Origin of the sequence: Tabrizicola sp., assembly GCF_030373185.1 — a bacterium.
Classification (GTDB): domain Bacteria; phylum Pseudomonadota; class Alphaproteobacteria; order Rhodobacterales; family Rhodobacteraceae; genus Tabrizicola.
The window spans coordinates 937,246-962,118 of the sequence record NZ_JAUCZH010000001.1; the positions used below are offsets into that span (position 1 = coordinate 937,246).

27 protein-coding genes are annotated in these 24,873 nt (G+C 61.9%); 8 read left to right on the forward strand and 19 right to left on the reverse strand.

What is annotated here, in order from left to right:
- Positions 1-67 precede the first annotated feature (67 nt).
- Positions 68-1,006: an EamA family transporter RarD gene (gene rarD / locus QUV21_RS04505; RefSeq protein ID WP_300853392.1), complete on the forward strand. Its 939-nt coding sequence runs from the start codon at positions 68-70 to the stop codon at positions 1,004-1,006.
- A 25-nt stretch (positions 1,007-1,031) separates the two neighbouring features.
- On the opposite strand, the gene QUV21_RS04510 is transcribed toward rarD, so the two are convergent.
- Positions 1,032-2,138, reverse strand: a complete 1,107-nt coding sequence (locus QUV21_RS04510) for an anhydro-N-acetylmuramic acid kinase (protein ID WP_300853393.1) — start codon at positions 2,136-2,138, stop codon at positions 1,032-1,034.
- 55 nt (positions 2,139-2,193) lie between these two features.
- Here QUV21_RS04510 and tyrS point away from each other — a divergent pair, with 55 nt between their 5' ends.
- Positions 2,194-3,444 carry a tyrosine--tRNA ligase gene (gene tyrS, locus QUV21_RS04515; RefSeq protein ID WP_300853394.1) on the forward strand — a complete coding sequence of 417 codons (1,251 nt, stop codon included), beginning with the start codon at positions 2,194-2,196 and terminating at the stop codon, positions 3,442-3,444.
- A 42-nt stretch (positions 3,445-3,486) separates the two neighbouring features.
- Here the strand turns inward: tyrS and QUV21_RS04520 are convergent, their stop codons facing one another.
- Complete coding sequence (locus QUV21_RS04520; protein ID WP_300853395.1) at positions 3,487-4,101, reverse strand: peptidylprolyl isomerase; 615 nt, start codon at positions 4,099-4,101, stop codon at positions 3,487-3,489.
- The gene (locus tag QUV21_RS04525; RefSeq protein ID WP_300853396.1) at positions 4,088-4,603 is read right to left on the reverse strand and encodes a peptidylprolyl isomerase; all 516 of its coding nucleotides are present in this window, start codon (positions 4,601-4,603) and stop codon (positions 4,088-4,090) included. Before QUV21_RS04525 ends, QUV21_RS04520 begins: the two co-directional genes overlap by 14 nt.
- Positions 4,604-4,740: 137 nt before the next feature.
- Here QUV21_RS04525 and QUV21_RS04530 point away from each other — a divergent pair, with 137 nt between their 5' ends.
- The 6 genes from QUV21_RS04530 (at position 4,741) to QUV21_RS04555 (ending at position 11,205) form a co-directional block, all read left to right on the forward strand.
- Entirely contained in the window at positions 4,741-5,931 is a 1,191-nt protein-coding gene (locus QUV21_RS04530; protein WP_300853397.1) for a phosphoglycerate kinase, read from the forward strand.
- Between the two features lie 49 nt (positions 5,932-5,980).
- Positions 5,981-6,865 carry a fructose bisphosphate aldolase gene (locus QUV21_RS04535; RefSeq protein ID WP_300853398.1) on the forward strand — a complete coding sequence of 295 codons (885 nt, stop codon included), beginning with the start codon at positions 5,981-5,983 and terminating at the stop codon, positions 6,863-6,865.
- 132 nt (positions 6,866-6,997) lie between these two features.
- Positions 6,998-7,312, forward strand: coding sequence for a septum formation initiator family protein (locus QUV21_RS04540; protein WP_300853399.1), 315 nt, complete (start codon positions 6,998-7,000; stop codon positions 7,310-7,312).
- Between the two features lie 192 nt (positions 7,313-7,504).
- Positions 7,505-8,491, forward strand: coding sequence for a pyruvate dehydrogenase (acetyl-transferring) E1 component subunit alpha (gene pdhA / locus QUV21_RS04545; RefSeq protein ID WP_300853400.1), 987 nt, complete (start codon positions 7,505-7,507; stop codon positions 8,489-8,491).
- A gap of 13 nt (positions 8,492-8,504) precedes the next feature.
- Positions 8,505-9,887: a pyruvate dehydrogenase complex E1 component subunit beta gene (locus QUV21_RS04550; protein ID WP_300853401.1), complete on the forward strand. Its 1,383-nt coding sequence runs from the start codon at positions 8,505-8,507 to the stop codon at positions 9,885-9,887.
- Between the two features lie 10 nt (positions 9,888-9,897).
- The gene (locus QUV21_RS04555) at positions 9,898-11,205 is read left to right on the forward strand and encodes a pyruvate dehydrogenase complex dihydrolipoamide acetyltransferase (RefSeq protein ID WP_300853402.1); all 1,308 of its coding nucleotides are present in this window, start codon (positions 9,898-9,900) and stop codon (positions 11,203-11,205) included.
- Between the two features lie 89 nt (positions 11,206-11,294).
- On the opposite strand, the gene QUV21_RS04560 is transcribed toward QUV21_RS04555, so the two are convergent.
- The 16 genes from QUV21_RS04560 to QUV21_RS04635 form a co-directional block, all read right to left on the reverse strand.
- Positions 11,295-11,930 (reverse strand): CDP-alcohol phosphatidyltransferase family protein, encoded by a 636-nt coding sequence (locus QUV21_RS04560; RefSeq protein ID WP_300853403.1) that lies wholly within the window; start codon positions 11,928-11,930, stop codon positions 11,295-11,297.
- A complete protein-coding gene (locus QUV21_RS04565) occupies positions 11,927-12,871 on the reverse strand; it encodes a phosphatidate cytidylyltransferase (RefSeq protein ID WP_300853404.1) in 945 nt (314 codons plus the stop codon). The genes QUV21_RS04560 and QUV21_RS04565 overlap by 4 nt, the downstream gene beginning before the upstream one ends.
- Positions 12,868-13,521, reverse strand: coding sequence for a lysophospholipid acyltransferase family protein (locus QUV21_RS04570; RefSeq protein ID WP_300853405.1), 654 nt, complete (start codon positions 13,519-13,521; stop codon positions 12,868-12,870). Before QUV21_RS04570 ends, QUV21_RS04565 begins: the two co-directional genes overlap by 4 nt.
- Positions 13,522-13,531: 10 nt before the next feature.
- On the reverse strand, positions 13,532-14,338 hold the full coding sequence (cysE, locus tag QUV21_RS04575) for a serine O-acetyltransferase (protein ID WP_300853406.1): 807 nt from the start codon (positions 14,336-14,338) through the stop codon (positions 13,532-13,534).
- Between the two features lie 362 nt (positions 14,339-14,700).
- Positions 14,701-18,600 (reverse strand): glycoside hydrolase/phage tail family protein, encoded by a 3,900-nt coding sequence (locus tag QUV21_RS04580; RefSeq protein WP_300853407.1) that lies wholly within the window; start codon positions 18,598-18,600, stop codon positions 14,701-14,703.
- Complete coding sequence (locus tag QUV21_RS04585; protein WP_300853408.1) at positions 18,601-19,044, reverse strand: peptidase; 444 nt, start codon at positions 19,042-19,044, stop codon at positions 18,601-18,603.
- Positions 19,041-19,937 (reverse strand): DUF2163 domain-containing protein, encoded by an 897-nt coding sequence (locus tag QUV21_RS04590; RefSeq protein ID WP_300853409.1) that lies wholly within the window; start codon positions 19,935-19,937, stop codon positions 19,041-19,043. Before QUV21_RS04590 ends, QUV21_RS04585 begins: the two co-directional genes overlap by 4 nt.
- Positions 19,934-20,566: a DUF2460 domain-containing protein gene (locus QUV21_RS04595; protein WP_300853410.1), complete on the reverse strand. Its 633-nt coding sequence runs from the start codon at positions 20,564-20,566 to the stop codon at positions 19,934-19,936. The genes QUV21_RS04590 and QUV21_RS04595 overlap by 4 nt, the downstream gene beginning before the upstream one ends.
- Before the next feature lie 10 nt (positions 20,567-20,576).
- A complete protein-coding gene (locus tag QUV21_RS04600; RefSeq protein WP_300853411.1) occupies positions 20,577-21,227 on the reverse strand; it encodes a phage tail tape measure protein in 651 nt (216 codons plus the stop codon).
- Positions 21,142-21,423 carry a rcc01693 family protein gene (locus QUV21_RS04605; protein ID WP_366907503.1) on the reverse strand — a complete coding sequence of 94 codons (282 nt, stop codon included), beginning with the start codon at positions 21,421-21,423 and terminating at the stop codon, positions 21,142-21,144. The genes QUV21_RS04600 and QUV21_RS04605 overlap by 86 nt, the downstream gene beginning before the upstream one ends.
- Positions 21,420-21,740, reverse strand: coding sequence for a gene transfer agent family protein (locus tag QUV21_RS04610; protein ID WP_300853412.1), 321 nt, complete (start codon positions 21,738-21,740; stop codon positions 21,420-21,422). Before QUV21_RS04610 ends, QUV21_RS04605 begins: the two co-directional genes overlap by 4 nt.
- 10 nt (positions 21,741-21,750) lie before the next feature.
- A complete protein-coding gene (locus tag QUV21_RS04615; RefSeq protein WP_300853413.1) occupies positions 21,751-22,164 on the reverse strand; it encodes a phage major tail protein, TP901-1 family in 414 nt (137 codons plus the stop codon).
- 33 nt (positions 22,165-22,197) lie between these two features.
- On the reverse strand, positions 22,198-22,593 hold the full coding sequence (locus tag QUV21_RS04620; protein ID WP_300853414.1) for a DUF3168 domain-containing protein: 396 nt from the start codon (positions 22,591-22,593) through the stop codon (positions 22,198-22,200).
- Positions 22,590-22,928, reverse strand: a complete 339-nt coding sequence (locus QUV21_RS04625) for a head-tail adaptor protein (RefSeq protein ID WP_300853415.1) — start codon at positions 22,926-22,928, stop codon at positions 22,590-22,592. The genes QUV21_RS04620 and QUV21_RS04625 overlap by 4 nt, the downstream gene beginning before the upstream one ends.
- Positions 22,925-23,524 (reverse strand): head-tail connector protein, encoded by a 600-nt coding sequence (locus tag QUV21_RS04630; RefSeq protein ID WP_300853416.1) that lies wholly within the window; start codon positions 23,522-23,524, stop codon positions 22,925-22,927. Before QUV21_RS04630 ends, QUV21_RS04625 begins: the two co-directional genes overlap by 4 nt.
- 120 nt (positions 23,525-23,644) lie before the next feature.
- Complete coding sequence (locus QUV21_RS04635; protein WP_300853417.1) at positions 23,645-24,853, reverse strand: phage major capsid protein; 1,209 nt, start codon at positions 24,851-24,853, stop codon at positions 23,645-23,647.
- Between the last annotated feature and the right edge of the window lie 20 nt (positions 24,854-24,873).

Consider the following 24,873-nt stretch of genomic DNA (forward strand, 5'->3'; position numbering starts at 1 on the left):
CCTAGACGATTGTAAGGGTCACAAGATTGGCGTGGTCGGGCGGGCGGGGTTTGGGTAGGGATCAGGCATGACCGATCCTGCCCCCCAGCCGCTTGCTGACGCGCTGCCCCTAGCTGCGCGCAACGAAGACAGCCTTTCGGGCTTTCTCTTTGCGCTGACGGCCTATCTGCTTTGGGGATTTATGCCGCTCTACATGAAGGCGCTGGCGCATATTCCCCCGGTGGAGGTGATTGCGCACCGCGTGGTCTGGTCGGTTCCGGTGGCGATTGCGGTGCTTTGGGTCTTGCGGCGGACGGGCGATCTGCGCGCGGCGTTCCGATCCCCCCGGATGCTGGCGATGGGGGCGGTGACGGCGGCGCTGATCTCGGTCAACTGGGGGATCTATGTCTGGGCCATCGGGTCGGGGCATGCGCTGGATGCGGCCTTGGGATATTACATCAACCCGTTGTTCTCGATCTTTCTTGGGGCGGTCTTGCTGCGTGAGGGGATGGGGCGGACGCAAGGTGTGGCGATCGGGCTGGCGGTGGTTGCCGTCGCGGTTCTGACATGGGACGCCGGGCGGCTGCCGGTGGTGGCGCTGGGGCTGACGCTGACCTGGGGCTTTTATGCGTTCTTGAAGAAATGGCTGCCGATCGGACCCAATCAGGGTTTTGCGCTGGAAGTTCTGATCCTGTTGCCATTGGCGCTGGTTTATATGGTCTGGCTTTGGGCAGACGGGTCCGGGCATTTCATGCAAGGGGTGGCGTGGAACGATGCGCTTTTGATCGGCTGCGGGATCGTGACGGCGGGGCCGTTGATGATTTATGCCAATGGAGCCAAGCGGTTGCGGCTGTCGACCATTGCGGTCATGCAATATATCGCACCGACGCTGATCTTCCTGACAGCGGTGTTCATCTTTGACGAGCCATTCAGCCAGATCAAACTACTGGCCTTTTCGCTCATCTGGGCGGCGCTGGTGCTTTATTCGCTGCCGTTCCTGTCGGCTCAGGTCAGATCACGCGGCTGATCAGACGGGCGGACGGCATGCCCCCTCAGGCCGGTTGGTCGGGACGGCTGATCTGGCCACCACCGACCAATGTGGGCGCGCCGGTGGTTGCAGGGCTTGAGGTCGGAAGCTTTCGGATCACCCGCACCGCCAGATAGGCAAATGCCTGCGCTTCCAGCATGTCGCCGTCCAGACCGACGGCTTCAACCGGATCGACCGCACAGGCCAGGCGGCGGCGCAGTTCTGCCATCAGCACCGGATTGTGCCGCCCGCCGCCGGTCACAAGGATACGGGAGACCGGGGCCGGAAAGTGGATCTGGGCCGTCGCGACTGTAGCGGCGATTATGGCAGTCAGCGTTGCCGCAGCATCGGCGTCGGCCAGCGTCTCGACACCCTCGACAAGTCCATTGAAATCATTGCGATCAAGGGATTTGGGTGGGGGAATGTCGAACCATCCATCCTTCAGGACCACGGACAGGAAGGCGTCATCGACTTCACCTCCTGAAGCAAGACTGCCGTCCTGATCAAAGGCAAGGCCACGGCGTTGCAGGATCAGATCATTCAGGGGTGCATTCGCGGGGCCGGTGTCGAAGGCAAGAAGCGCGTCCGGTGCTTCGGGGCCGGCGGCCTGCGGGTTGACCCAGGTGATGTTGCCGACGCCGCCAAGGTTAAGGAAGGCCAAAGGCTCAGTCGCGCCGATGTGACGGGCGCAGGCGAAATGGAAGAACGGGGCAAGCGGTGCGCCCTGCCCGCCCATCGTGACATCGCAGGACCGGAAATCCCAGACCGTGGTCAGACCAAGCGCCTCGGCAAGCAGGGCGCCATTGCCGCATTGATGGGTACCGCGACCCGATGGATCATGCGCAAGGGTCTGGCCATGAAACCCCAGGATCTCTGCCCCGGCAAAGCGGGCCAGGAGTTCGGCGTGGGCGTTTTCGACCACCTCCGCGGCGGCGGCGACACCCGCGTCATCCGGCCACTGGCCAAGGGCTGCGCGGATCGTATCCTGTTCTTCTGCGGTGTAGGCGCGGTAAGCCGAAGGACCGAAGCCGTGGATCGTGATCCCGTCGGTCTGGACCATCGCGGCATCCACCCCGTCGAGCGAGGTGCCGGACATGGCGCCAAGCGCCCAGATCGGACCATCCTTCCGCATCTTCCCTTGGCACCCTAGCAAAGCTATACCGCGCCTATCCTAGACCGAGGCGGCCATGAACTACCATCCAAAATCTGACTTCATGCGCGTGATGTTCGAGCGCGGCTTTGTCGCCGACTGCACCGATTATCAGGCGTTGGATGAGGCCTTGGTCAAGGGCATCGTGCCGGCCTACATTGGCTATGACGCCACGGCGCCCAGCCTGCATGTGGGCCACCTGATGAACATCATGGTCCTGCGCTGGCTGCAAAAAACCGGACACAAGCCGATCACGCTGATGGGCGGCGGCACCACCAAGGTCGGCGATCCGTCATTTCGCAGCGAAGAGCGCCCGCTGCTTACGCCCGAGGCGATCGACGCAAATATCGAGGGTCTGAATCAGGTTTTCGCGCGGTATCTGGATTACGGCGACGGGCCGACCGATGCCATCATGCTGAACAATGCCGAGTGGCTGGACAGCCTCAACTACCTGGACTTCCTGCGCGACATCGGGCGGCATTTCAGCGTGAACCGGATGCTGTCGTTTGAAAGCGTGAAGTCGAGGCTGGACCGGGAACAGTCGCTCTCGTTCCTTGAATTCAACTACATGATCCTGCAAGCCTATGATTTCCTAGAAATCTACCGCCGCTATGGCTGTCTGTTGCAGATGGGCGGGTCGGATCAGTGGGGCAATATCATCAACGGGATCGACCTGACCCGCCGGGTGATCGATCAGGAAATCTACGGGCTGACCACGCCGCTCCTGACCACCAGCGACGGGCGCAAGATGGGCAAGTCGGCGCAAGGTGCGGTCTGGCTGAACGGCGAAATGCTGTCGCCCTATGAGTTCTGGCAGTTCTGGCGCAACACGACCGATGCCGACGTGGGGCGCTTCCTCAAGATCTTCACCGAACTTCCGGTCGAGGAATGCGACCGGCTGGGTGCGCTTGGCGGGTCCGAGATCAATCAGGCCAAGATCCTGCTGGCAAACCATGCAACCACCCTTCTGCATGGGGCCGAGGCGGCGGCGGCGGCGGAAGCCACGGCGCGCGAGGTTTTCGAGAAGGGCGGGATTGGCGACGATCTGCCGACCGTGACTCTGGAGCCGTCCGAACTGGCCGATGGTGTGGGAATCGTGCAACTTTTCGTGCGGGCGGGCCTTGCGGCCAGCGGCAAGGACGCCAAGCGGCTGATCGCGGAAGGCGGGGCGAAGGTGAATGACGATATCGTCACCGATGTCAGCCTGCGCTATGGTGCCAGCCATCTGGTCGAGCCGATGAAACTGACCGCTGGCAAGAAGCGTCACGCGCTGGTCGTCATGGGCTGAAAAGCGGGGTGGGCAGCCTTGCCCACCCGCAATGTGATCAGGTCAGTCCTGAACGCTGACTTTCACCATAACATCCGGTGCGCCGGACACTTCACCGTTGCGACCGGTGCCGCGCTTGATCGCATCCACCACCTCCATGCCCGAGACGACATTTCCGACGATGGTATACTGGCCATCAAGGAATTCGCCGGGGGCGAACATGATGAAGAACTGGCTGTTGGCGCTGTCGGGGTTCTGCGAGCGGGCCATGCCCACGACGCCGCGCTGAAAGCTGAGATCCTTGGTGAACTCTGCCGGGATGTCGGGCAGGTTCGACCCGCCCATCCCGGCCATCGACAGATCACCGCCGACCTTGCCGTTCGACACATCGCCGGTCTGGGCCATGAAGCCATCGATCACGCGGTGGAAAACCACGTTGTCATAGGCACCCTCGGCCGCAAGAGAGGTGATCTGCGCGACATGCAGCGGGGCCACATCCGGCAAAAGGTCGATGACCACGGTGCCATTCGCCTCGCCCGCGATGTCGATCACAAGGTTCGGGCCGGGGCCGTCTTCAAAGCCCTGCGCCTGTGCCGACTGGCTAAGCCCGTAAGCCCCCACGACCGCAACACCGGCCGCGAAGATGCCGGCGGCAAGGTAGGTGTCAAACCTGGACATCGGCAGCCACCCTGACGGTGATCATGCGATCAGGGTTGGCCGGCGGCTCACCCTTCATGATCTTGTCGACATGTTCCATGCCCGAAATCACCCGGCCATAGACGGTATACTGGCCGTTCAGGAAATGGTTGTCGCTGAAGTTGATGAAGAACTGGCTGTTGGCCGAATTCGGGTTTTGCGACCGGGCTGCGCCAAGCGTGCCACGGTCATGCGGCAGTTTGGAAAACTCTGCCGGAAGGTCCGGATATTGCGACCCGCCCGTGCCGGCGCGGCGCGGGTTGTAGCTCGGGCTTTCCATGTTGGCGTTTTCCACATCGCCGGTCTGGGCCATGAAGCCATCGATCACCCGGTGGAAGGCCACATTGTCATAGGCCTTGTCGCGGGCAAGCTGCTTCATCCGCTCGGCGTGCTTTGGGGCCACGTCGGCCAGAAGTTCGATCACCACTTCACCGTCCTTGAGCGTCAGGATGATGGTGTTTTCAGGATCCTTGATGTCGGGCATCGGCGCCTCTCCTCGGTTTCGGTCGGGCCGGACCGTAATGGCGGCATCCGCCCAAGGAAAGGGCAAAGCGTCCAAAGCTGTTGACGCGCGCGTGATAAGGGGGCCAAAAGCGGGCAACCTGATTGAAGGAGACGACGATGCCCTGGAAAACGCTGGATGACGTGGCGATGGCTGGCAAGGTGGTGCTGGTCCGGGTGGACATCAACGTTCCGATGGAAGCGGGACGGGTCAGCGACATGACCCGGATCGACAAGATCCGCCCCACGGTCGAGGATATCATCGCCAAGGGCGGCAAGGTCGTGCTGCTGGCGCATTTCGACCGGCCCAAGGGCAAGGTCGTGCCGGAGATGAGCCTTGGCCATGTTGCGGACGCGGTGGCCGGGTCTTTGGGTCGTAAGGTAGTGTTCAGTGCCGATTGTGTGGGGCCGGTTGCGGCTGCGGCGATTGCCGGGGCGGCTTCGGGCGAGGTGGTCTTGCTGGAAAACACCCGTTTTCATCCCGGCGAAGAAAAGAATGACCCGGCACTGGCTGCCGAAATGGCGAAACTGGGCGATGTCTTTGTCAACGACGCCTTTTCGGCCGCGCACCGGGCGCATGCCTCGACCGAAGGACTTGCGCGCCTGTTGCCTGCCGCCGCCGGGCGCCTGATGGAGGCAGAACTGCGCGCGCTGGAAGCGGCACTGGGCGCACCAGAGCGGCCGGTTGTGGCGGTTGTGGGTGGGGCCAAGGTGTCCACCAAGATCGAGCTTCTGGCCAATCTGGTGACCAAGGTTGACCATCTGGTGATCGGCGGCGGCATGGCCAACACCTTCCTTGTCGCCGAGGGTATCGAGGTCGGTCGGTCACTGGCGGAACGTGAGATGGCCGAAACCGCGCGGGAAATCCGGCACCGGGCGCAAAAGGCGGGCTGCCAGATTCACCTGCCGGTGGATATCGTGGTAGCGCGAGAATTCAAGGCCGGGGCGGAAAGTCAGACGATGGCCGTGCGTGATTGCCCGCCCGACGCGATGATTCTGGACGCCGGCCCGAAGACGGTGGCAGCCTTGGAGGTCGTGTTCTCTGGCGCCAAGACCTTGATCTGGAACGGGCCTTTGGGGGCCTTCGAGATCGAGCCGTTCAACATGGCCACAAATGCAGCCGCTCAGGCCGCGGCGCGGTTGACCAAGGCCGGGGGGTTGATCTCGGTTGCCGGGGGGGGCGATACGGTGGCGGCGCTGAACGCGGCGGGTGCGGCGGAGGACTTCACCTTCATCTCGACCGCGGGCGGGGCGTTTCTGGAATGGATGGAAGGCAAGGAATTGCCCGGTGTTCAGGCGCTGATGGCTTGAGGGGCGACCCCGCCCGCGCTATGCCGAAAAGGACCAGTGGGAGACGGACATGACAAATGCGAAGATGACCGAACAGGTGCGCAACGGCCGGGGCTTCATTGCGGCCCTTGACCAGTCGGGCGGATCAACTCCGAAAGCGCTGAAGCTTTATGGCGTGGCCGAAACGGAATATTCCGGCGAAGAGCAGATGTTCGACATGATCCACGCGATGCGCGCCCGGATCATCAAATCCCCCGCCTTTACCGGTGACAAGGTGGTGGGCGCGATCCTCTTCGAGCAAACGATGGACCGCACCATCGACGGCATTCCGACCGCGACCTTCCTTTGGGAACAGCGCGGGGTGGTGCCGTTCCTGAAGATCGACAAGGGGTTGGAGGCTGAAGCGGACGGCGTGCAGTTGATGAAGCCGATGCCCGGCCTTGATGCCCTTCTGGACCGCGCCGTGAAGGCAGGGATCTTCGGCACCAAGGAACGGTCAGTCATCAATGCCGCCAACCGCAAGGGTATTGCGGCCATCGTGGCGCAACAGTTCGACATTGGCCGTCAGGTTGCAGCGCATGGGTTGATGCCGATCCTTGAGCCGGAGGTGACGATCTCGATCACCGACAAGCCCGAGGCGGAGGCGATCCTGCAAGACGAAATCCTCAAAGCGCTGGAGGGGCTTGAAGGCCAGGTCATGCTGAAGTTGAGCTTGCCGACGGTGCCGGATTTCTATCAGCCGCTGGTGCGACACCCCAAGGTTCTGAAGGTTGTCGCGCTCTCGGGTGGCCATTCGCGCGCGAAGGCGAACGAGATCCTTGCGCAGAACCACGGAATCATCGCCAGCTTCAGCCGCGCGCTTAGCGAAGGCTTGTCGGCGCAGCAAACGGATGCCGAATTCGACGCGGCGCTGAAAGATGCGATCGACAGCATCTATGCAGCGTCGATCACCTGACACACGGGGGCGCCTAGCGAAAGCAGGGCGCCCAAGGCTCTGACAGCGGTGCATTTTCGGGATTCACAAGCGATTCCCAATGTGTCATGATTCTGCCAAGGCCCCCGAAGAAGAGGGGCATTCGAGGCAAGCATGAGCACTGCGCAATCAAGACCAGGGGCAAGACGGGGGCTGGGTGGGCTGATCTATCTGGTGCTGGCATCAGCGCTGGGGGTCTATTTCACCTTTGCCGCTGTCCAGGGCGATTACGGCATGTTCCGCCGTGTCGCGATCGACGCCGAAGCTGCCAATCTGGCGACAGAGCGCGATCGTCTGGCCAATGAGCTTGCCGAGATGCAGAATCTGACAAGACGGCTTTCCGACCAGTATCTCGATCTCGATCTTCTCGACCAGCAAACCCGCGACGTGTTGGGTTACATGCGGTCGGATGAGATTGCGATTCGCTAGACCTCCTTCCAACACCTGCCAGACCAGCCCGCATCAGCGCACCCAAGCCCTTCGTCTGGCGCATGGGTGCCATTCCATCTGCACGAAGCTTTGGCAGAATTTTGCTTTGACCCAATAAACCCCGTTAGTGTATGGATGGTTTAACGTTCAACCATTTTCTGCCACATATCCAATGCCCCTGGGAGGAGCCCGATGGCGAAGAAGCCTGACGCGAGACCGAATGTCTCGAAGGAAGACCTGCTGAAATATTACCGCGAGATGCTTTTGATCCGCCGGTTCGAAGAAAAGGCCGGCCAGCTTTACGGCATGGGCCTGATCGGTGGTTTCTGCCATCTCTACATCGGGCAGGAAGCGGTGGTCGTCGGTCTGGAAGCCGCCGCCAAGGAAGGCGACAAGCGCATCACAAGCTACCGCGACCACGGGCATATGCTGGCCTGCGGGATGGACCCCAAGGGCGTGATGGCCGAACTGACCGGGCGCATCGGGGGCTACTCCAAGGGCAAGGGCGGGTCGATGCACATGTTCTCGAAAGAGAAACATTTCTACGGCGGACACGGGATTGTTGGTGCGCAGGTGCCGCTGGGCGCGGGTCTGGCCTTTGCCGATAAATATCTGGGCAATGACAACGTGACCTTTACCTATTTCGGTGACGGGGCCGCCAACCAGGGCCAGGTCTACGAGACCTACAACATGGCCGAACTTTGGGCGCTGCCGGTGATTTTCGTGATTGAAAACAACGGCTATGCGATGGGGACATCGGTCAAGCGGTCCACCAAATCCACCACCTACTTCGGTCGCGGGCTGGCCTATGGCATTGCGGGCGAACAGGTTGACGGGATGGATGTGCTGGCGGTGAAAGCGGCGGGCGAGAAGGCCGTGGCGCACTGCCGGGCTGGAAAAGGCCCCTATATCCTTGAAATGATGACCTACCGCTATCGTGGCCACTCCATGTCTGACCCGGCGAAATACCGCACGCGCGAGGAAGTGGAAAAAATCCGCACGGAAAAGGACTGCATCGAACATGTGCGGGACTTGCTGACGCAAGGCGGGCTGGCCAGCGACGAAGAGCTGAAGGCCATCGACAAGGAGATCAAGGCCACCGTCAATGAGGCGGCCGAGTTCTCGAAAGAAAGCCCGGAGCCTCCGCTGGAGGAACTCTGGACCGACATCTACGCCTGAGGGAGGGGAAATCATGGCAACGCAAATTCTGATGCCCGCGCTTTCTCCGACAATGGAGGAAGGCACACTGGCCAAATGGCTGGTGAAAGAGGGTGACGTGGTGAAATCCGGCCAGATCCTGGCCGAGATCGAGACCGACAAGGCGACGATGGAATTCGAAGCGGTCGATGAAGGGATCGTCGGCAAGCTGCTGGTCGCCGAAGGCACGGCAGGCGTGGCGGTGAACACGCCAATTGCGGTGATGGTTGAGGAAGGCGAAAGCGCCGATGTGGCCCCTGCCCCGGCTGCCGCGCCACCCGCGGCTGAAACGGCGGCACCGGTTGCGGCCCCCGTGGCGGTGGCTGCGGCTGTGGCGGCCCCTGCCCCGGTTCAGGCCGTCAAGGGCTGGCCCCATGCCGACCTGCCCGAAGGCCCTACCAAGACGATGACCGTACGGGAAGCCCTGCGCGAGGCGATGGCCGAGGAAATGCGCGCCGATCCGACTGTGTTCCTCATGGGCGAGGAAGTCGGCGAATATCAGGGTGCCTACAAGATCAGCCAGGGCCTTCTGGATGAGTTTGGCGCCCGGCGCGTGGTCGACACGCCAATCACCGAAATCGGCTTTGCCGGCATCGCGACGGGGGCAAGCTGGGGCGGATTGAAGCCGATTGTCGAATTCATGACCTTCAACTTCGCCATGCAGGCGATGGATCACATCATCAACTCGGCGGCCAAGACGCTTTACATGTCGGGTGGCCAGATGGGCAGCCCGATGGTGTTCCGTGGCCCGAATGGGGCGGCGGCGCGGGTTGGCGCTCAGCACAGTCAGGACTACGCGGCCTGGTATGCTGCCATCCCCGGCCTGAGGGTCTGCATGCCCTATTCGGCGGCGGATGCGAAAGGCTTGCTGAAGTCAGCGATCCGCGACCCCAATCCGGTGATCTTCCTTGAAAACGAGATCCTGTATGGCCGGACCTTCGAGGTGCCGACCGATCCTGAATTCATCGTGCCGTTCGGCAAGGCAAGCATCCTGCGCGAAGGCACTGATGTGACGCTGGTTTCCTTCGGGATCGGCTGCGCACATGCGCTGGCGGCGGCTGAAGAACTGGCCAAGGACGGGATCAGCGCAGAGGTGATCAACCTGCGGACGCTGCGGCCCATCGATTATGACACGGTGCTGACCTCGGTGATGAAGACCAACCGTTGCGTGACGGTAGAGGAAGGCTTCCCGGTCGGATCGATCGGGGATCATATCGCCTCGACGATCATGCAGAAGGCCTTCGACTACCTTGACGCGCCGGTCATCACCTGCACGGGCAAGGATGTGCCGATGCCCTATGCCGCGAACCTTGAAAAGTTCGCGTTGATCACTCCGGCGGAAGTTGTGACCGCCGTCAAATCCGTCTGCTACCGGTAAGGAGGGGAAAATGGCTGTTCAAATTCTGATGCCCGCACTGTCCCCGACGATGGAAGAGGGGACGCTGGCCAAATGGCTGGTGAAAGAAGGGGATGCCGTGAAATCCGGCATGATCCTGGCCGAGATCGAGACCGACAAGGCCACGATGGAGTTCGAGGCGGTCGATGAGGGGATCATGGGCAAGATCCTGATCGCCGAGGGTACCTCGGGCGTGAAGGTCAACACGCCAATCGCGGTTCTGGTCGAAGAGGGCGAGAGCGTTTCGGATGCGGCCCCTGCCCCTGCGGCAGTGGTGGGCGCCCCGGTTTCGACGGCAGTTCCGGTTGCGGCTGCCACGGCGGCACCTGCCCCTGCGGCTCCGGCATCCGGTGGCGCGCGGGTCTTCGCCTCTCCCCTGGCGCGGCGGATTGCTGCGGAGAAGGGCCTCGATCTGACCAAGGTTTCTGGATCGGGTCCGCATGGTCGCATAGTGCGGGCTGATGTCGAAGGCGCAGCGCCCCTGGCAGCAGCCCCCGCCTCGGCACCTGCGGCAGCACCCGCGGCGGCCCCTGCCCCAGCGAAGCCCGCGGCGGCGGCGATGCCGACCGGAATGGCAGCCGAAACCGTGCTGAAGATGTATGCCGATCGCCAGTTCGAGGAAGTTCCGCTGGACGGGATGCGCCGCACGATTGCGGCCCGCCTGACCGAAGCCAAGCAGACCATCCCGCATTTCTACCTGCGTCGCGAGGTGCGGCTGGATGCGCTGATGGCCTTCCGCGAGACGCTGAACAAGCAGCTTGAAGGGCGCGGCGTGAAGCTGTCGGTGAATGACTTCATCATCAAGGCCTGTGCCATGGCCTTGCAGACTGTTCCGGACGCCAATGCGGTCTGGGCAGGCGACCGGATGCTGCGGCTGAAGCCTTCGGACGTGGCGGTTGCGGTTGCGGTGGAGGGGGGGCTTTTCACGCCCGTCCTGCGCGACGCCGACAAGAAGTCACTGTCGGCGCTGTCGGCCGAGATGAAGGATCTGGCCGGACGGGCGAAGACCAAGAAGCTAGCACCGCATGAATATCAGGGCGGAAGTTTTGCCATCTCTAACCTTGGGATGATGGGTGTCGAAAACTTCGACGCCGTCATCAACCCTCCGCATGGGTCGATCCTTGCGATCGGTGCCGGGGTCAGAAAGCCGGTGGTGCTGGCCGACGGAACCGTGGGCGTGGCGACGGTGATGTCGATGACCCTTTCGGTCGATCACCGGGTGATCGACGGCGCTCTTGGGGCGGCCTTTTTGAAGGCGGTGATCGAAGGGCTGGAAAACCCGGTGGCAATGCTTGCCTGATACGTCGGAAGCGGGGGGGGGGTCACACCCCCCGCACCCCCTGGGAGTATTTGGAAAAAGAACAAGGGGGTGCCGCGTGCGTCCCCTTTTTATCTGGCCTTCATCGCCGAGATCAGGCGGGTGGCCCGGCGCAGGATGGTGGCTGCGGTTCCGGCAAGGATGACCCAGAGCGTCAGGTTCAGGGTCCAGTCTGTCGCGTAGAAAGCCGCGATGACAGTGCCGATGGTCAGCGCGGCCATCCGGTGCGGTTTGGCCATGGGGCCGGAAAAGTCGGACGGGAATCCTTCGGCGCGGCCAAGTTCGCGGATGTAAGCCGCAGCGATGGCGAGGGTTGCGGCGATGGCCCCAAGGGTGGGGCTGCCCGCAGCGACACCCGCGCCAAGCAGAAGCAGGAAATCCGAGGCACGGTCCGGGGCTTCGTTCCAGAACGGGCCGTCCTTGGCGCCCTGCCCGCCTTCAACCGCGACCATGCCGTCGATCAGATTGCAGATCAGGCGGGCCTGGATCGTCGCTGCGGCGAGGACGAGCAACAGCAACTGTATGGGGCCGGGACCAATGGACGACAGCGCGTAAAGAGTGAAGCCGAGTGCTGCGAAGCCGACAGAGGTTTGCGAAACCTGGTTCGGGGTAATGCCGCGCTGGACCGCAAGTCTTGCAAGGCCTGCGGCCCAAGCCGATTGCCGCGAGGCCAGCGGGCGGCGGTTGTCCGGGGCGGGATCTGTCATGTCGTGGACCAGAAATAGCGGGTGATATGAAAGAAGATCGGTGCCGCGAAAATCACCGAATCCAACCGGTCGATAAAACCGCCGTGGCCCGCGATCAGGTGGCCCCAATCCTTGACTCCGCGGTCACGCTTGATGGCCGACAGGACAAGCCCGCCGAAAAAGCCCATCAATGTCAGGATCAGGCACATGCCAGCAGCCTGCACCACGGTAAAGGGTGTCATCCACCAAAGCGAGGTGCCGATGGCTGTGGCGGTCAGAGCGCCACCGATGAAACCCTCCCAGGTTTTTGAGGGCGAGAGGGTGGGGGCGATCTTGGTGCGGCCGATCAGCTTGCCCCAGACATATTGCATCACGTCGGACAGTTGTACGACGAAGATCAGGTAGGCGATCAGGATGACGTTGCGCCCCTCGAACCCCGGGATCTGGAGGTAAAGAAGGGCGGGGACATGGCTGATGCAATAGACGCAGATCATCAACGCCCATTGGGTTTCCGACACGCGGACCAGAAAATCCTTGGTTGACCCGCGCAGGGCGGAAAGCACTGGCAAAAGCAGGAAGACGTAGACCGGCACAAAGACCGCATACATTCCATACCAGTCGATCAGCACGAAATAATATTGCAGCGGCAAGACGACGAAGAAACAGGCCACCAACGACCAGTGATCAGCCCGCGAATGGGTGGTCAGGGTCAAGAACTCCCGCAATGCGGCGAAAGAGCAAAGCGCAAACAGCAGAACGACGCCGGTCTTTCCGGCAAGAAAGGCAATGGCAAGCAGGATTACCATCACCCACCATGCGGTGATGCGGGCATTCAGGTTCTCGATCACCGGGTTGCCACCATCGGGCGACAGGCGCTGGCGCAAAACCTCGCCCACGATCGAGGCGAGGATCAGGATGCCCGCGACCCCCGACAACAGCCAAAGAAGATGCGGGCTGGTCATTCCTGAACCTGCGATGCTGGGGCAAGGGCCAGAAGCTCTGCTGCGGCTCGGGCAAGGAAGCTGTCCTTCGCCTCATCGGGGGCAAGGTGCAGAGGCGCCCCGAATGTAAGCGTGCAGATCAGGGGGACAGGGATGATCTCACCTTTCGGCATGACCTTGTTGAGGTTGGCGATCCAGACGGGGACAAGATCAACCTCGGGCCGGGCCTTGGCAAGGTGGTAGAGGCCTGACTTGAAGGGCAGAAGCTGTGCATCGGTGCCGTTTCGCTGGCCTTCGGGAAACAGGATGAGAGAGGCACCCTGATCCAGCGCCTCGGTCATCTGCGCGACCGGGTCCGTGGTGCGCGCTTCGGGGCGGCGGTCGATCAGGACCGCGTTGAACACATCGCGGCCGATGAATGCGCGAAGTGGCGATTTCAGCCAATAGTCCAGCGCGGCAACTGGCCGGGTCTGACGGCGGAGTGGCGCGGGCAGCACCGTCCAAAGAAGCACGAAATCCCCGTTGGAACTGTGATTGGCGAAATAAACGCGCTGGTGCTGTTCTGGTGCTATGCCCTGCCAGATCGCACGCGGCGCGGTCATGAAACGCGCGAAAATCGAAATCGCCTGCCCAGTGAACAGTGCCGCAATCGACCTTGGAGACAGGATCATTCCAGAAGGTTCATTCGGACTTCAGGATCTGGTCCATGGTGAGCGCCGGTTGCGCGCAGCCCGCCTTGCCCACCACCCGCGCCGGAACGCCGGCTACGGTGGTATTGCGTGGCACATCCTCCAGCACCACCGACCCCGCCGCGATCCGTGAGCACTGGCCAACGGTAATATTGCCAAGCACCTTGGCTCCTGCCCCGATCAGGACACCGTCGCCAATTTTCGGGTGGCGGTCGCCATCTTCCTTACCGGTCCCGCCCAGTGTGACCGAATGCAGCATCGAGACATTGTCGCCAACCACCGCTGTTTCCCCGATGACGATGGAATGGGCGTGGTCGATCATGATCCCTTTTCCGACCCGTGCGGCAGGATGAATGTCGACACCGAACATTTCGGACACCCGCATCTGGACGAAATAGGCCAGATCGGTGCGCCCGTTGACCCAAAGCCAGTGGCCAACACGATAGGCCTGCACGGCCTGATAGCCCTTGAAGAACAGAATTGGCTGCAAAAAGCGGTGGCAAGCCGGATCACGTTCGTAGACCGCCATCAGATCAGACCGCGCAGCAGCCCCAAGTTCCGGATCGGAATCAAATGCTTCGTCGGCAATCTCGCGCAAGATCTGCTCGCTCATCTCGCCGGAAGCCAGCTTCAGCGAAAAGCGGTAAGCCAGCGCCCGTTCCATCGACGAGTGGTGCAGAAGGCCGGAATGGATCAGCCCGCCCAAGAGCGGTTCAGTCCTGATCGCCTCGACGGCCTCCTCGCAAACCCGGCGCCAGACCGGATCGACTGCGGTGACTTTCGCCTTGGTCTCGAACATTGCGACGCCTCCTGAACGAGACTTCTTCTAACATATCTGCAACCGGAAGCGACACGCAAAAATGTGTGGACATCGATCAAGGTCCGGAATGCCGCAACAGCGCCTTGCAGGCTTCAATCATGGCTGACAGAAAATCCCGATCATCTGCTATGGGTTCCTTCGCCGGGAAAAGCTGGCGGCATCTGGCCATCAGACTTCCGTCACCAAATTCCGGATGGCATCGCCCGGTCAGCCTAAGGTGATCCGCCGCAGCCTTGACCTCGACCAGAGTGCGACCCGCAAAGGCCGGTCGATGTGTGACCGGAACCCGGGTCAGAACCCGCCCGAAAAGCAACAACTCCGCGACGGAAGGATCCCGCATTTCAGCCGTCAACCTCAATTGCCCGGAAGGGTCCTGGTCCGAACTGGGCCGACACCTGCGCCACCTCGACCCGGTAGGGACCAGCCACCCCGTCAGCCAACTTCATTGCCTCCGTATAGCTGAACTGGGGTGCCAAAGCACTGTATTCGGAGATGGTCGCTGAGCCCTGAAGGATCCGGATCAGGTAGGCTTCAGTCTCCTCTCCCAGCGGCACTTCGACCGCTTGCCAGCTGTCGCCATTGATCCTTGTCCGGCGTTTCCATTTCAGCGAAACGCTCGCAAGGCTACCGATCGCGGCACGAAGATGTGAAACCGGATACGGTCGCAACCCTGCACCGTCAAACACCTCGACCCGCAAGACAGTGTTTGGGTCGTCGAACCCGCGGGAACTGGCACCAATCCGGTAATATCGGGCAAGACCAAGCGTGGACAGTGGCAGGTCCAGTTGTGTCAACGCAAGGTCAAGAACAACTACGGTGCTACCGGCGGGCCAGACATCTGGCATCAATCCGTCCGTTCCAAGCTGACCGCGGAGCCGGTTGGAAAGCTCATATGTGTTTGGGGCAACAACCTGGGCTGCGGCAAACTGGAACACTTCCCAGTTCGAAGAGCTGCCATCACCAATCGCCACAGCATTTGCACCGTTCAGAACCGACACCATATCTGCCGAAGCAAGCTCGCCATCTGCGATGCGGACACGCAGAGGTGTACCACGATCCCAGACCCCGGTACGCGCCCGCGACAGCGGGGTTTCAGTGACCCCGATGACCGCGGCTGCCGCGATCAACCGGTTCAGGTTATAGCCCGAATCCTGACTGGCCGACCACACCCCGACCGAGCCAGGCCAAGGGTCAGCCACGACAGCAACATATGGCGCATGAGCAACTTCGTCACCTGTCAGGAGCGGCAGATCAAGAAAGACCGGAAATACCGGGACAGGCGGAATGAAAGCACGGCTTATGATTCTCTCACCCGCATTGTCAGAAGCATAGTAGACCCCGGGTTCAACTCGAACGGCTTCCAGAAGCTGACCTTCTGCCTGCTCAACCCGATCAATGCGGTAGCGATGGCCGCCATGGCCAACCACGTCCCCCGCACCAAGGCCTAGTCTGGACTTTGGCAACGCAAACCGCGCCCCGTCGCGGGCGACACGGGCTTCTGCCAGCCAACGCTCGACAGTGGCAAGACCTTCTGCGCGCGTCAGTGCTAGTGGCAGATCGCTTTGCGAAACGCCCCGTGCTTCCTCATCCGGAAAACGAGCCTCAGTCGCGCGAACCTCGTAGCTTGACTGCGCATCTATGAAGCCCAGCCGAACCTGGCCCGCTGTCTCGACTTCCGCTGCGCGCGACGTCTCGAATGACCCGTCCATATCAGGCGAGAGCGCCAGATCCTCTTGCCTGAGTTCGGCAATCACGCGCCCGTCCCGGTTGCGAAATCTCAGCTTGCCGTCACGCTCCATCACGTCGAATCCAAAGGCCAGAAGCAAGGGCTGCAATGCCGCGCGCGCAGTCGTGACGTCCGGCTGCTGGAATCCACGAACCAATCCGAACAAGCTGGAGGTATCAATGTCAGTCACGCCGGATTGGTAGCAGATTTCCGACACAACGGCGGCAAGCGGCTGGTTCGTCGCCCGCCCGTTCAGCCAGTGGCCACGGGTGTAGTTGTCACCATCATTCCAGACGTCAATCTGCCCGGGAAACTCGGGAAACGGTCGGGCGTCCCAAGCCCAGGCATGCGCATGGCTCATGTCAACCATCGGACCATCATAAAGGGCAGAGGCCGGGTTATTGGCCGGATCAGCCCAGAAAGATGTGACGGCCAGCAGATACTGCATCTGAATGAGATCATCGCGGCGGCCGTTTGACCAAAGCGGCAGACCGGATTCAGACGATTTTGCATCGACGAACTTGTTTGGTTGGTTTGTCCCTTTGTCTACTGCCGGGCAACCGAATTCGGTAAACCAGAATGGCTTCGACCCGGGAACCCAGGCAGTCGGATCAGCGACGCGCTCCCCGCCAATCCGGTCATGGTGCGGATTGGACCACCAGGATTTCAAATCCTTGTAGCGGAAAACCCAAGGTTCGCCATAGGCACCATCGGTAATTGGTATGCGTCGTTGGGCAAGCGCCCCTTCGGGGCCGTCATAGTACCAGTCAAACCCCTCGCCTCCGGCAACGTTGGCTTTCAGATAGTCCAGATCGTAGATCGATCCCCAATCCGCATCGGCATGGGTCTCACCCTCGCGCCAGTCGGACAGAGGCATGTAATTGTCGATCCCGATGAAATCGATATTGGAATCTGCCCACAATGGATCGAGGTGGAAGTACAGATCCTCGCCCGCCTGATAGCCGAAGTATTCCGACCAGTCGGCCGCATAGCCAATCTTCGCTTCCGGTCCAAGGATTTGCCGAACCTCGGCTGCCAACGCACGCAAGGCTGCAACTGCCGGAAAGCTGTCACCTGCGCCGCGGATCTGGGTGAGGGACCGCATCTCGGACCCGATGCAGAATGCATCTACCCCACCTGCAACAGCGCAAAGCCGGGCGTAATGCAGGATGAACCGCCGATAGCCCCAATCAGAAGCGGGGCCGGAAAACCCGATGGTTTCGCCGCTGACCGTAAACTGAGAGCCATCAACCCCACCGAAAAATGCGTCAACCTCGGCCTGCGCCAAGGCTGACCGGTCCGGCGATCCAGACTGCCCTGGTGCGGCCGACAGGGTGATGCGCCCGCGCCAAGGCAGTTTTGCCTGCGTGTCGGCACCTGTCCATGGATCTGGAAGACCGTTTCCGTCCAACTGGTCCATCAGGATGAACGGGTAGAATACGACTTCCTTGCCAGCCTCCCGAAGCGCCCTGATTGCCTGAATGACGGAAGCATCGGATGGCGTCCCTCCGTAAACTGATGCCCCAGCCACCTTCGGCACCTCAAGAGCCGCCGAGCGACCTATTCCACCAGCGCGCCAAGGCATTCCAACCCCGTCGATCTGGCTTTGTTCAACCTTCGGCCTGATCTCGCAACTCGCGCAGCGCAAGTCATTCCCAAACCAGGACACCACCATCACGACCGAGCCGACCACTGGCAATTCCTCGGTCAGGTGTTCAAGACTGGTGGCGAAATCGGTAAGCCCCGAAGGAGAATGTACATTCGCAGACCGATTGCGCCCAAGACCTTCGGCGTAGTGAACGGGGGTCGTTGCCAGCCCGTACTCCCCTGTCCCCGGGATCAGTGCGACTCCGCGCAAGGCACCACTCAGCAGCTTTGAACCGTCAACTGCCGGACCTTGTGCCGCACGAATGACTTCGAATGAGAACTGCGGCACCCTGTTGCCATAGGGGGCAAGCTCAAGATCCTCGATCACCACATAGGCCAAGCCGCGATAGGCAGGCGCGCTCCCTGCCCCCTCTACCGCCTCGATCTTCGGATCGGGCAACTGGGCTTCGGTTCCGCTGTAGATCCGCAGGTTCAGATCGCGTGGCGAAATCTCGTTTCCGTCGGCCCAGATACGGCCAACCCTTAAGATTTCGCCCTCGCAAAGCGCAATCGCGAGACTGACCGAATAGCTGTACTCGCTCACCTTCGGCTTGGGCGCCCCCTTACCCGTTCGGCGACGCTGGACGGTTTCGGCGAATTCCGTGGCCCAGATGATCTGTCCGCCCAACCGCATCCGGCCCCACAGCTGACCAATCGACGCGCCCTCGCCCGCCCCGGTCAGTCGCAGCCTGTCGATCCGGCCGACATCAACCGGGTCTGATCCTGCGCCCAAAAGCCGCTGGTCGATCACCCGACCCAGTGTTGCACCGATCGCGCGCCCAATCACCGCACCAGACAAGCCCAGAACAGTGCCGCCGAATCCGGCGCCGACAGCAGCTCCAGCTGCGGAAAGTAGAAGTGTCGCCATTCATCCGGCTCCTTCAGGAATTGCAAAACGCGCGACGATCCGGCGCTGCCAAGGCAACGACAGCGGGCTCTCGATCACGCCATGTCGGGTGTAGGAATGCACAAAGCTCGGCACCGCCCCGACGTTCGCCTGAATGCCAAGGTGCTTGGCAATACTTCCGTCCCGCATCCGGAACAGAAGCACATCCCCTTGGGCGACATCAGAAAGTCCCTTGCAAAGCAGCAGGCGGTTTGCAGCTTCCATCAGCACTTCGCTGTGCGATGGCTCGGCCCAGTCGTCAGTATAAGGGGGGACGGTTTCGGGTTCATCGCCGTTGACCGCCCTCCAGACCCCACGCAAAAGGCCCAGGCAGTCCGCACCAGCCCCCTTGACAGAGGCTTGATGCAGGTAAGGTGTGCCAATCCATCTGCGCGCCTCGGCCAGAATGCGATCACCATGGCTCATCCATCTGTCGCCGAAACTCGTGCGCCTCCTGTGCTGGGGCGATCTGGAACGGGATAGGATGCCAGCCAGTCTTCCCCCGGGATATGGGGAAAGCCGCGGAAGTTCAGAAAATTGGCGAACTTGGTCCGACACGTGGCGGCAGTCTTGTTGCACCCTGCGACCATGCGAAAACTGTCACCCACAGCGACCGGCGCACCCATTGACTGCCAAAGCTCGATCCGGCGGGCGCCCCCGTTCAAACGATCATTCTTCACAACACCGACCAGCCCCACCGCCTGCCCGGAAAGTATCTCGAAGCGTCCATGCTCGAACCAGCGCTCGTCAAAGCCTGGAAAAGTTGCAAAGTCGAATACCCGACCGTCGTCCACCTTCTCGACCAGTCCTGCCGCGAAATATCCGGGCGTGTCCGTCGCAAAGCGGCAGCGCGCGTCCCCCAGAACGGCAGAACACCCCGGCTGATACGCAAATCCCTGAGGTCGGTTCAGCGCTTCGCTCAATCCGCGAAGTTCTGCTTTGAATGCCCCACCTGATCGCGTGACTTCTCCAAACGACCCTCGGAATTGCTCGATCCGCTCCTCTGGCGTCGCCCAGTTTACCAAGAAGGCCCGCACTTCGGCCCCGTCAAACCGGCCCGCAAGCAGGCCTGCCTCGGTAATTGCAGTATCACTCAGCGCGCCCATGGCTTCCGAGTTGTCGACCGACAAACCCGTCGTCTGTTGCAGCGTGCGGGCCGTCATGCCAGTGTCGGCTCGGCAGTGGACCCCATCCACCAACAGATCGCGATCATGGTCGGTGAAGCCCATTGCCGTGCCATCCCGCCTATGCACCGTCCAGACCCGGCAGACTGTCGTCGCGCCGCTTTCCAGATGCGCGTAAAGGGCTGCGCCGCTCATAGCCGGATCTCCACAATCGGCACCACCGGCACGTCGCCTGCCTGAAACGAAGCGACCGATGTCTGGATACTGTCCGCATCAAATCGCACTGGCACGTCAAATTCGAACCCCGCCGTCACCCGCGTTCCGAGGTCAGGGGCAAGGACAAAGCTGACCTCGCCAGAGTCGTGATTCACGGTGAACTCCAACCCCGCAACCTTCGGATCGCCGGCCACCGCAACCAAGACCGTCCCGGCCACAGGCTTGAGGATCGGGCGCGAGTAACTTTGCAGGCCGGAAAAATAGGTCTTCTGCAACGTAAAGACGGTTGTCACCCCGTCACCCGTCCCGATCAACTGATCCTCAGGGCCCGGCGTTCCAGATGGCGCACAAGACTTGTAGTCCGACCAATCCTTCCAGCGAAAGCCGTGCATCTGGCCCGCACGCGCCTCAAAAAACGCGATCAGCGTTTCAATATCGTCCAGCGACCGCAGACCAACCCCAGCGTCATATCTCCTGCGCGAATGCGCCCAAGGCGTGTTTCGCTCTTCGAAGCCGTTCGCCAAAGTGACAATCTCGGTGCGCCTCTCAGGTCCACCAACCGATCCGAAGCTCAGGTTCGCTGGGAAACGTATCTCGTGAAAAGCCATGATCTCTCCCTCAACGGTTACGCTGGCCACGCGCCAGAGCGCGGCTCACCTGCGCTGCGACCTGAGACTGGCTGCGCTGAAAGCCCTGAACGTCCGGCGTCGTTATGTTCATCACCACGCTGACCGCCCGACCGCCGCCAGCCTGCACGCCAAGCCGCCCGTCTGGGCCGCGTGCCAGCGGCATGATCGCCTCTGGCCCTGCTTCACCCATCAGGCCGCGCCCACCCCGCATCGGAAAACTTGTAGGGGAAGACACCACCCCACCCTTGGCAAAGGGCATCACCCTGCCTTGGGCAAAGGCACCTCCAGCGGCAAACGGCATCCCCGCCCCCATGAGGGACGACACCCCCTGGGCCAGAAACCCGCCCAGCGCCCCGGTCACGGGCTTCATCGCGATGGCATAAACGGAATCGACGATTGTATTTGCCACGGTCTTCAGTGCGTCGTTCAACTTCATCCCGTCAAAGATCAGCCCATCGAACGCTTTTCGAAGACCACCGCTGATCCCGCTGGACAGGGTGTTCACCTCGCGTCCGGTAAAGACCATCGTCTCCCGCATCCGGGCCAGCTCCCCGTCAAACGCCGCCACCATCGACACGGATGACCCCAATTGCGCCTCGAGCGCTTCCAGCTGCTCCTGCATCGTTCCGATATCCGCCATCACCCTGATCCTCCCTTGCATCGGGGAATGCGGCGGCCAGTTCGGCCAGCCGCGCGCGCGTCAGGGGCGGGACCATCTGTTCCCGCCCCAGCATCATCCGCAATTCAACCGGCGTCAGCCGCCAGAAGGTGGCTGGCTCAAGCCCCAGCCCATGCAAGCCCGCCTGCATCAGACCCCGCCAGTCGATCCCGCTCATGGCTCACCCGGCAGGGAAAACGCCCGAGCCAGAAGTTCCGCCGCCGCCCGTGCCGCAGCAACAGGTCCGCCCCCGATTTCGACACACAGCAGGTCTGCAGCCGTCCCCTGCCAGCCGCCGCCACGCAACCCAGCCACGATCAGCGCCAATACATCCCGCGTGCTGAAGCGATGGCTCTCGAACCGCTCCACCAGATCGATCAACGATCCGGCCTCCAGCGTTTCCTCAAGCTCCGCCAGCGCCCCCAGCGTCAGCTTTGCCACATGGCGCTGGCCGTCCAGCCAGATCGCCACCTCTCCAGCCCAGGGATTGGCCATGTCGCCCATCTCAAAGCGCCGTAAAGGTCAGCGCGCCCGCCGAGGCCATGGCCATCTCATAGGTCGCCTCGTCATTGTGGCTGCCCGCATATTCGATCGAGGTGATCTGGAATGGCCCCTCGATCACACCGAAATCCGGGATCACGACCTGAAACCCCGGAATCTGCCCGTCAAAGAAGATCTGCCGCGCGCGCTCATCGGTGTTTTCATCGCGAAAGACCCCCGACCCAGAGATCGAGGCCGATTTCACCCCGGCCCCGGCCAACAGCTCACGCCACCCGCCCTGACTTTCAAGGCTGGTCACATCCACCGATTCCGTATTGAAGCTGATCCGAGTTGCCCGCAGCCCGGCGATGGTGACAAACTGTCCATCCCCCGTCTGGTCGATCTTGATCAGCAGATCCTTGCCGCTTTGCACAGCCATGTCCGTTCTCCGTCCTCAGATGTTTGTTGGCGCTCAAAGCTGAACTCGCGCCCGGAAGGTCAGGTCGATCCGCCGCGTCTCGCCCTCGGAAATCCGGCGGGCCGAGGCGCGCAGGAACAGAAGGGTCACCAATGCCCCCCGCGTCAGGGTCAAAGGCACGCCGATCAAGGCATCCGAAATGTCAGCGGCGATGGTCTTGATCGAGAGAAACCCGGTCGCATCGGTAATCACACTGATCACCAGTTGATGATCCGCCCCCGCGCCCGACCTGTCCGACTGGTCGCGCGCTTCCTCCGGGCCGATCAGCACAAAGGTTCCGGTCGCATCCGGCGGCACCGCGTCATGGATCGCCACCGAGGCAAGGGCCGGAAAACTTGTCAGCCGCTGGTAGATCGCGGTCTGAAGCGCTGCCGCTGCCGCATAGCTCATGTCGCCACCTCCTCACGCGCAAAACAGGTCAGAAACCGCCCCGCCGGATCTGCCTCGGCCACCGCAAGGATCGGGAACACCCGGTCCCCCTCGCGAAACCGCTGCCCCGCCTTCGGACGCGAGGCAGACCCGGAGGGCGCGGCCCGCACTGATATCCGGTAGCGAACCGCCCCAAGGATCTGCTCCTCGCCCGGCACATCGCTGCCGGAGCCGGGATTGAATGCGGCCCAAAGCGTGCCAAGCGCAGTCCATGTCTCGACATAGCCGCCCCCACCGTCCAGGTTTCGCACCACAGACTCCAGCACCAGCGCGCGGTTCAGATGCGGGGGCCTCATTTCCGGCCCCCTCCCAGGATCCGCACCGTCCGCCACCGCTCGATCAACGTCACCACGCCGAACGGCAGGCCGGCCGACTGTTCGCCGCCCTCATGCCGATGCTCATAATACTCGCTGGCCAGCAGAAGCACCGCCTGCCGCAAATCCACCGGCACATCAGTCCAGCCCGGGCCAAAGCCCGCGTCAAAGACCACCTTCACCAGGCCATTGGTCGGAATGCTGGGAAGCGTGGCCGACTTGCTGCCAATCCGGGGGCGGTGCAAATCGGGAATCAACCGATAGGTGGTATCAGGAACCAGCGCCTCCGTGCCATCTGCATCGACAAGGGTCAGGCTCAGAACTCCGGCGACCGGGGCTACCGGCAGGGCCTGCTCATCCTGGTCACGCCAGCATTCAAGCACCCAATGAAAGCGCCTGCGAAACAGCACCTTCCCAATGCGCCCTTCAATCGCAGCAAGTGCCGCACGCAGATAGCTTTCGATCAGCCCATCCTGTAGGCCGTCATCGGTAAACCCGCTGCCAAGCCGCAGGTGATCTTTCAACTCGGCCAGCGGCAGGGCGGCCACAAGCACCGGGGTTTCTTCGGTCAACATCATGGTCAGATCTCCACCCGCCGCGGGGTCCAGAAGTCAGCAGGGCGTGCCATCTGGCACGCCCCCAGAAAGTCAGCCCCAGACACCCGGCCCCGCGTCTGCGGGACCGGACATTTGCCCGGATCAGGACACGGCGATCCGCAGCAGCTTGATCGCCGCAAAGTCGGTGATGTCGCCGCCAACACGCTTGTTTGCGTAGAACAACACGTTCGGCTTGGCCGAGAACGGATCACGCAGGATCCGCAGGTCCGGGCGTTCGGCCACGGTATAGGCCGACCGGAAATCGCCGAACGCGATAGCGAAGGCGTCGGCTTCGATATCGGGCATGTCCTCGCAGATCAGGACCGGATAGCCCATCAGGCGCGCAGGCTCACCGGCTGCCAGGCCGTCCGACCACAGGAATCGTCCGTCGGCATCCTTCATCTTGCGCACCGCACCCGTGGTCTTCGAATTCATCACGAAGGTCGCGTTTGCCCGGTAGTCCGCGCCCAGAGCGTAGACCAGATTGATGATGCAATCCGCCGGGTTCAGAGCCGCAAAATCCGCCGCAGCACCGGTCGCAATGTAACCGATGTTGCCCCAGCTCCAGCTGGCATTCGCCACCTTGTTCGGCAACAGGATGCCCCGCGGCTTGTCAACGCCATCACCGTTGATGAAGGCCGCTGCCTCGGCGCGGATGAAGCGGGTGGCGATCTTCTCGGCCAGCCAGCCTTCCACATCAAACGCACTGTCGTCCAGCAGGCGCTGACTGGCCTTCGGCATCGCCGCCAGTTCGTGCAGTTTGATCGAGATGCGCTCGATGATCGGCGTCGCGGTCTCGGTCGTCGCTGCCGCTTCGGTGGCCCAGCCCGAGCCGACTTCGCTGCGGTCAACCAGCACGTCGAACGAAGTTGCCTCGACCTGCACGACATTGGCGACCGACCGCAAGCTTGACGTCGCAAACAACATCGACCGGATCCGGTCCGCCGTCTGCGGATCGATCAGATAGCCGCCATCGGCGGCCACGGCGGTCGACATCGCCTTGCCCTCCAGGGTCAGCCCCCGCAGTCCGTCATCATCCCCCGACCGCAGATAGGCGTTGAACGCCTTCTGATGCGGGGCTTCCGTCTCCGCGCGGGCCGAAAGTGCCGGGCGGCCATAAGACATCGTCTTTGCGTTCAGCATGGTCAGTCGCTCTTCCTGATGTTTCAGCGTGGATTTCACGTCGTCCTGAAAGTTGCTGAATTCTTTCAGGAAACCTGCCATGGCGGCCTTCGCCTCCGCAGCTGGCGTTTGGGCCGCATTCTGGGACGGGGACAAACCTTCCCCGGCCCGAGACTTCATCTCGGTCATCGTCATTTTCCTTTGCGTTG

Excerpts from the sequence above, each read along its gene's own strand:
- rarD (WP_300853392.1), top strand. The coding sequence starts at position 68 with ATGACCGATCCTGCCCCCCAGCCGCTTGCTGACGCGCTGCCCCTAGCT.
- QUV21_RS04510 (WP_300853393.1), bottom strand. The coding sequence starts at position 2,138 with ATGCGGAAGGATGGTCCGATCTGGGCGCTTGGCGCCATGTCCGGCACC.
- tyrS (WP_300853394.1), top strand. The coding sequence starts at position 2,194 with ATGAACTACCATCCAAAATCTGACTTCATGCGCGTGATGTTCGAGCGC.
- QUV21_RS04520 (WP_300853395.1), bottom strand. The coding sequence starts at position 4,101 with ATGTCCAGGTTTGACACCTACCTTGCCGCCGGCATCTTCGCGGCCGGT.
- QUV21_RS04525 (WP_300853396.1), bottom strand. The coding sequence starts at position 4,603 with ATGCCCGACATCAAGGATCCTGAAAACACCATCATCCTGACGCTCAAG.
- QUV21_RS04530 (WP_300853397.1), top strand. The coding sequence starts at position 4,741 with ATGCCCTGGAAAACGCTGGATGACGTGGCGATGGCTGGCAAGGTGGTG.
- QUV21_RS04535 (WP_300853398.1), top strand. The coding sequence starts at position 5,981 with ATGACAAATGCGAAGATGACCGAACAGGTGCGCAACGGCCGGGGCTTC.
- QUV21_RS04540 (WP_300853399.1), top strand. The coding sequence starts at position 6,998 with ATGAGCACTGCGCAATCAAGACCAGGGGCAAGACGGGGGCTGGGTGGG.
- pdhA (WP_300853400.1), top strand. The coding sequence starts at position 7,505 with ATGGCGAAGAAGCCTGACGCGAGACCGAATGTCTCGAAGGAAGACCTG.
- QUV21_RS04550 (WP_300853401.1), top strand. The coding sequence starts at position 8,505 with ATGGCAACGCAAATTCTGATGCCCGCGCTTTCTCCGACAATGGAGGAA.
- QUV21_RS04555 (WP_300853402.1), top strand. The coding sequence starts at position 9,898 with ATGGCTGTTCAAATTCTGATGCCCGCACTGTCCCCGACGATGGAAGAG.
- QUV21_RS04560 (WP_300853403.1), bottom strand. The coding sequence starts at position 11,930 with ATGACAGATCCCGCCCCGGACAACCGCCGCCCGCTGGCCTCGCGGCAA.
- QUV21_RS04565 (WP_300853404.1), bottom strand. The coding sequence starts at position 12,871 with ATGACCAGCCCGCATCTTCTTTGGCTGTTGTCGGGGGTCGCGGGCATC.
- QUV21_RS04570 (WP_300853405.1), bottom strand. The coding sequence starts at position 13,521 with ATGATCCTGTCTCCAAGGTCGATTGCGGCACTGTTCACTGGGCAGGCG.
- cysE (WP_300853406.1), bottom strand. The coding sequence starts at position 14,338 with ATGTTCGAGACCAAGGCGAAAGTCACCGCAGTCGATCCGGTCTGGCGC.
- QUV21_RS04580 (WP_300853407.1), bottom strand. The coding sequence starts at position 18,600 with ATGGCGACACTTCTACTTTCCGCAGCTGGAGCTGCTGTCGGCGCCGGA.
- QUV21_RS04585 (WP_300853408.1), bottom strand. The coding sequence starts at position 19,044 with ATGAGCCATGGTGATCGCATTCTGGCCGAGGCGCGCAGATGGATTGGC.
- QUV21_RS04590 (WP_300853409.1), bottom strand. The coding sequence starts at position 19,937 with ATGAGCGGCGCAGCCCTTTACGCGCATCTGGAAAGCGGCGCGACGACA.
- QUV21_RS04595 (WP_300853410.1), bottom strand. The coding sequence starts at position 20,566 with ATGGCTTTTCACGAGATACGTTTCCCAGCGAACCTGAGCTTCGGATCG.
- QUV21_RS04600 (WP_300853411.1), bottom strand. The coding sequence starts at position 21,227 with ATGGCGGATATCGGAACGATGCAGGAGCAGCTGGAAGCGCTCGAGGCG.
- QUV21_RS04605 (WP_366907503.1), bottom strand. The coding sequence starts at position 21,423 with ATGAGCGGGATCGACTGGCGGGGTCTGATGCAGGCGGGCTTGCATGGG.
- QUV21_RS04610 (WP_300853412.1), bottom strand. The coding sequence starts at position 21,740 with ATGGCCAATCCCTGGGCTGGAGAGGTGGCGATCTGGCTGGACGGCCAG.
- QUV21_RS04615 (WP_300853413.1), bottom strand. The coding sequence starts at position 22,164 with ATGGCTGTGCAAAGCGGCAAGGATCTGCTGATCAAGATCGACCAGACG.
- QUV21_RS04620 (WP_300853414.1), bottom strand. The coding sequence starts at position 22,593 with ATGAGCTATGCGGCAGCGGCAGCGCTTCAGACCGCGATCTACCAGCGG.
- QUV21_RS04625 (WP_300853415.1), bottom strand. The coding sequence starts at position 22,928 with ATGAGGCCCCCGCATCTGAACCGCGCGCTGGTGCTGGAGTCTGTGGTG.
- QUV21_RS04630 (WP_300853416.1), bottom strand. The coding sequence starts at position 23,524 with ATGATGTTGACCGAAGAAACCCCGGTGCTTGTGGCCGCCCTGCCGCTG.
- QUV21_RS04635 (WP_300853417.1), bottom strand. The coding sequence starts at position 24,853 with ATGACCGAGATGAAGTCTCGGGCCGGGGAAGGTTTGTCCCCGTCCCAG.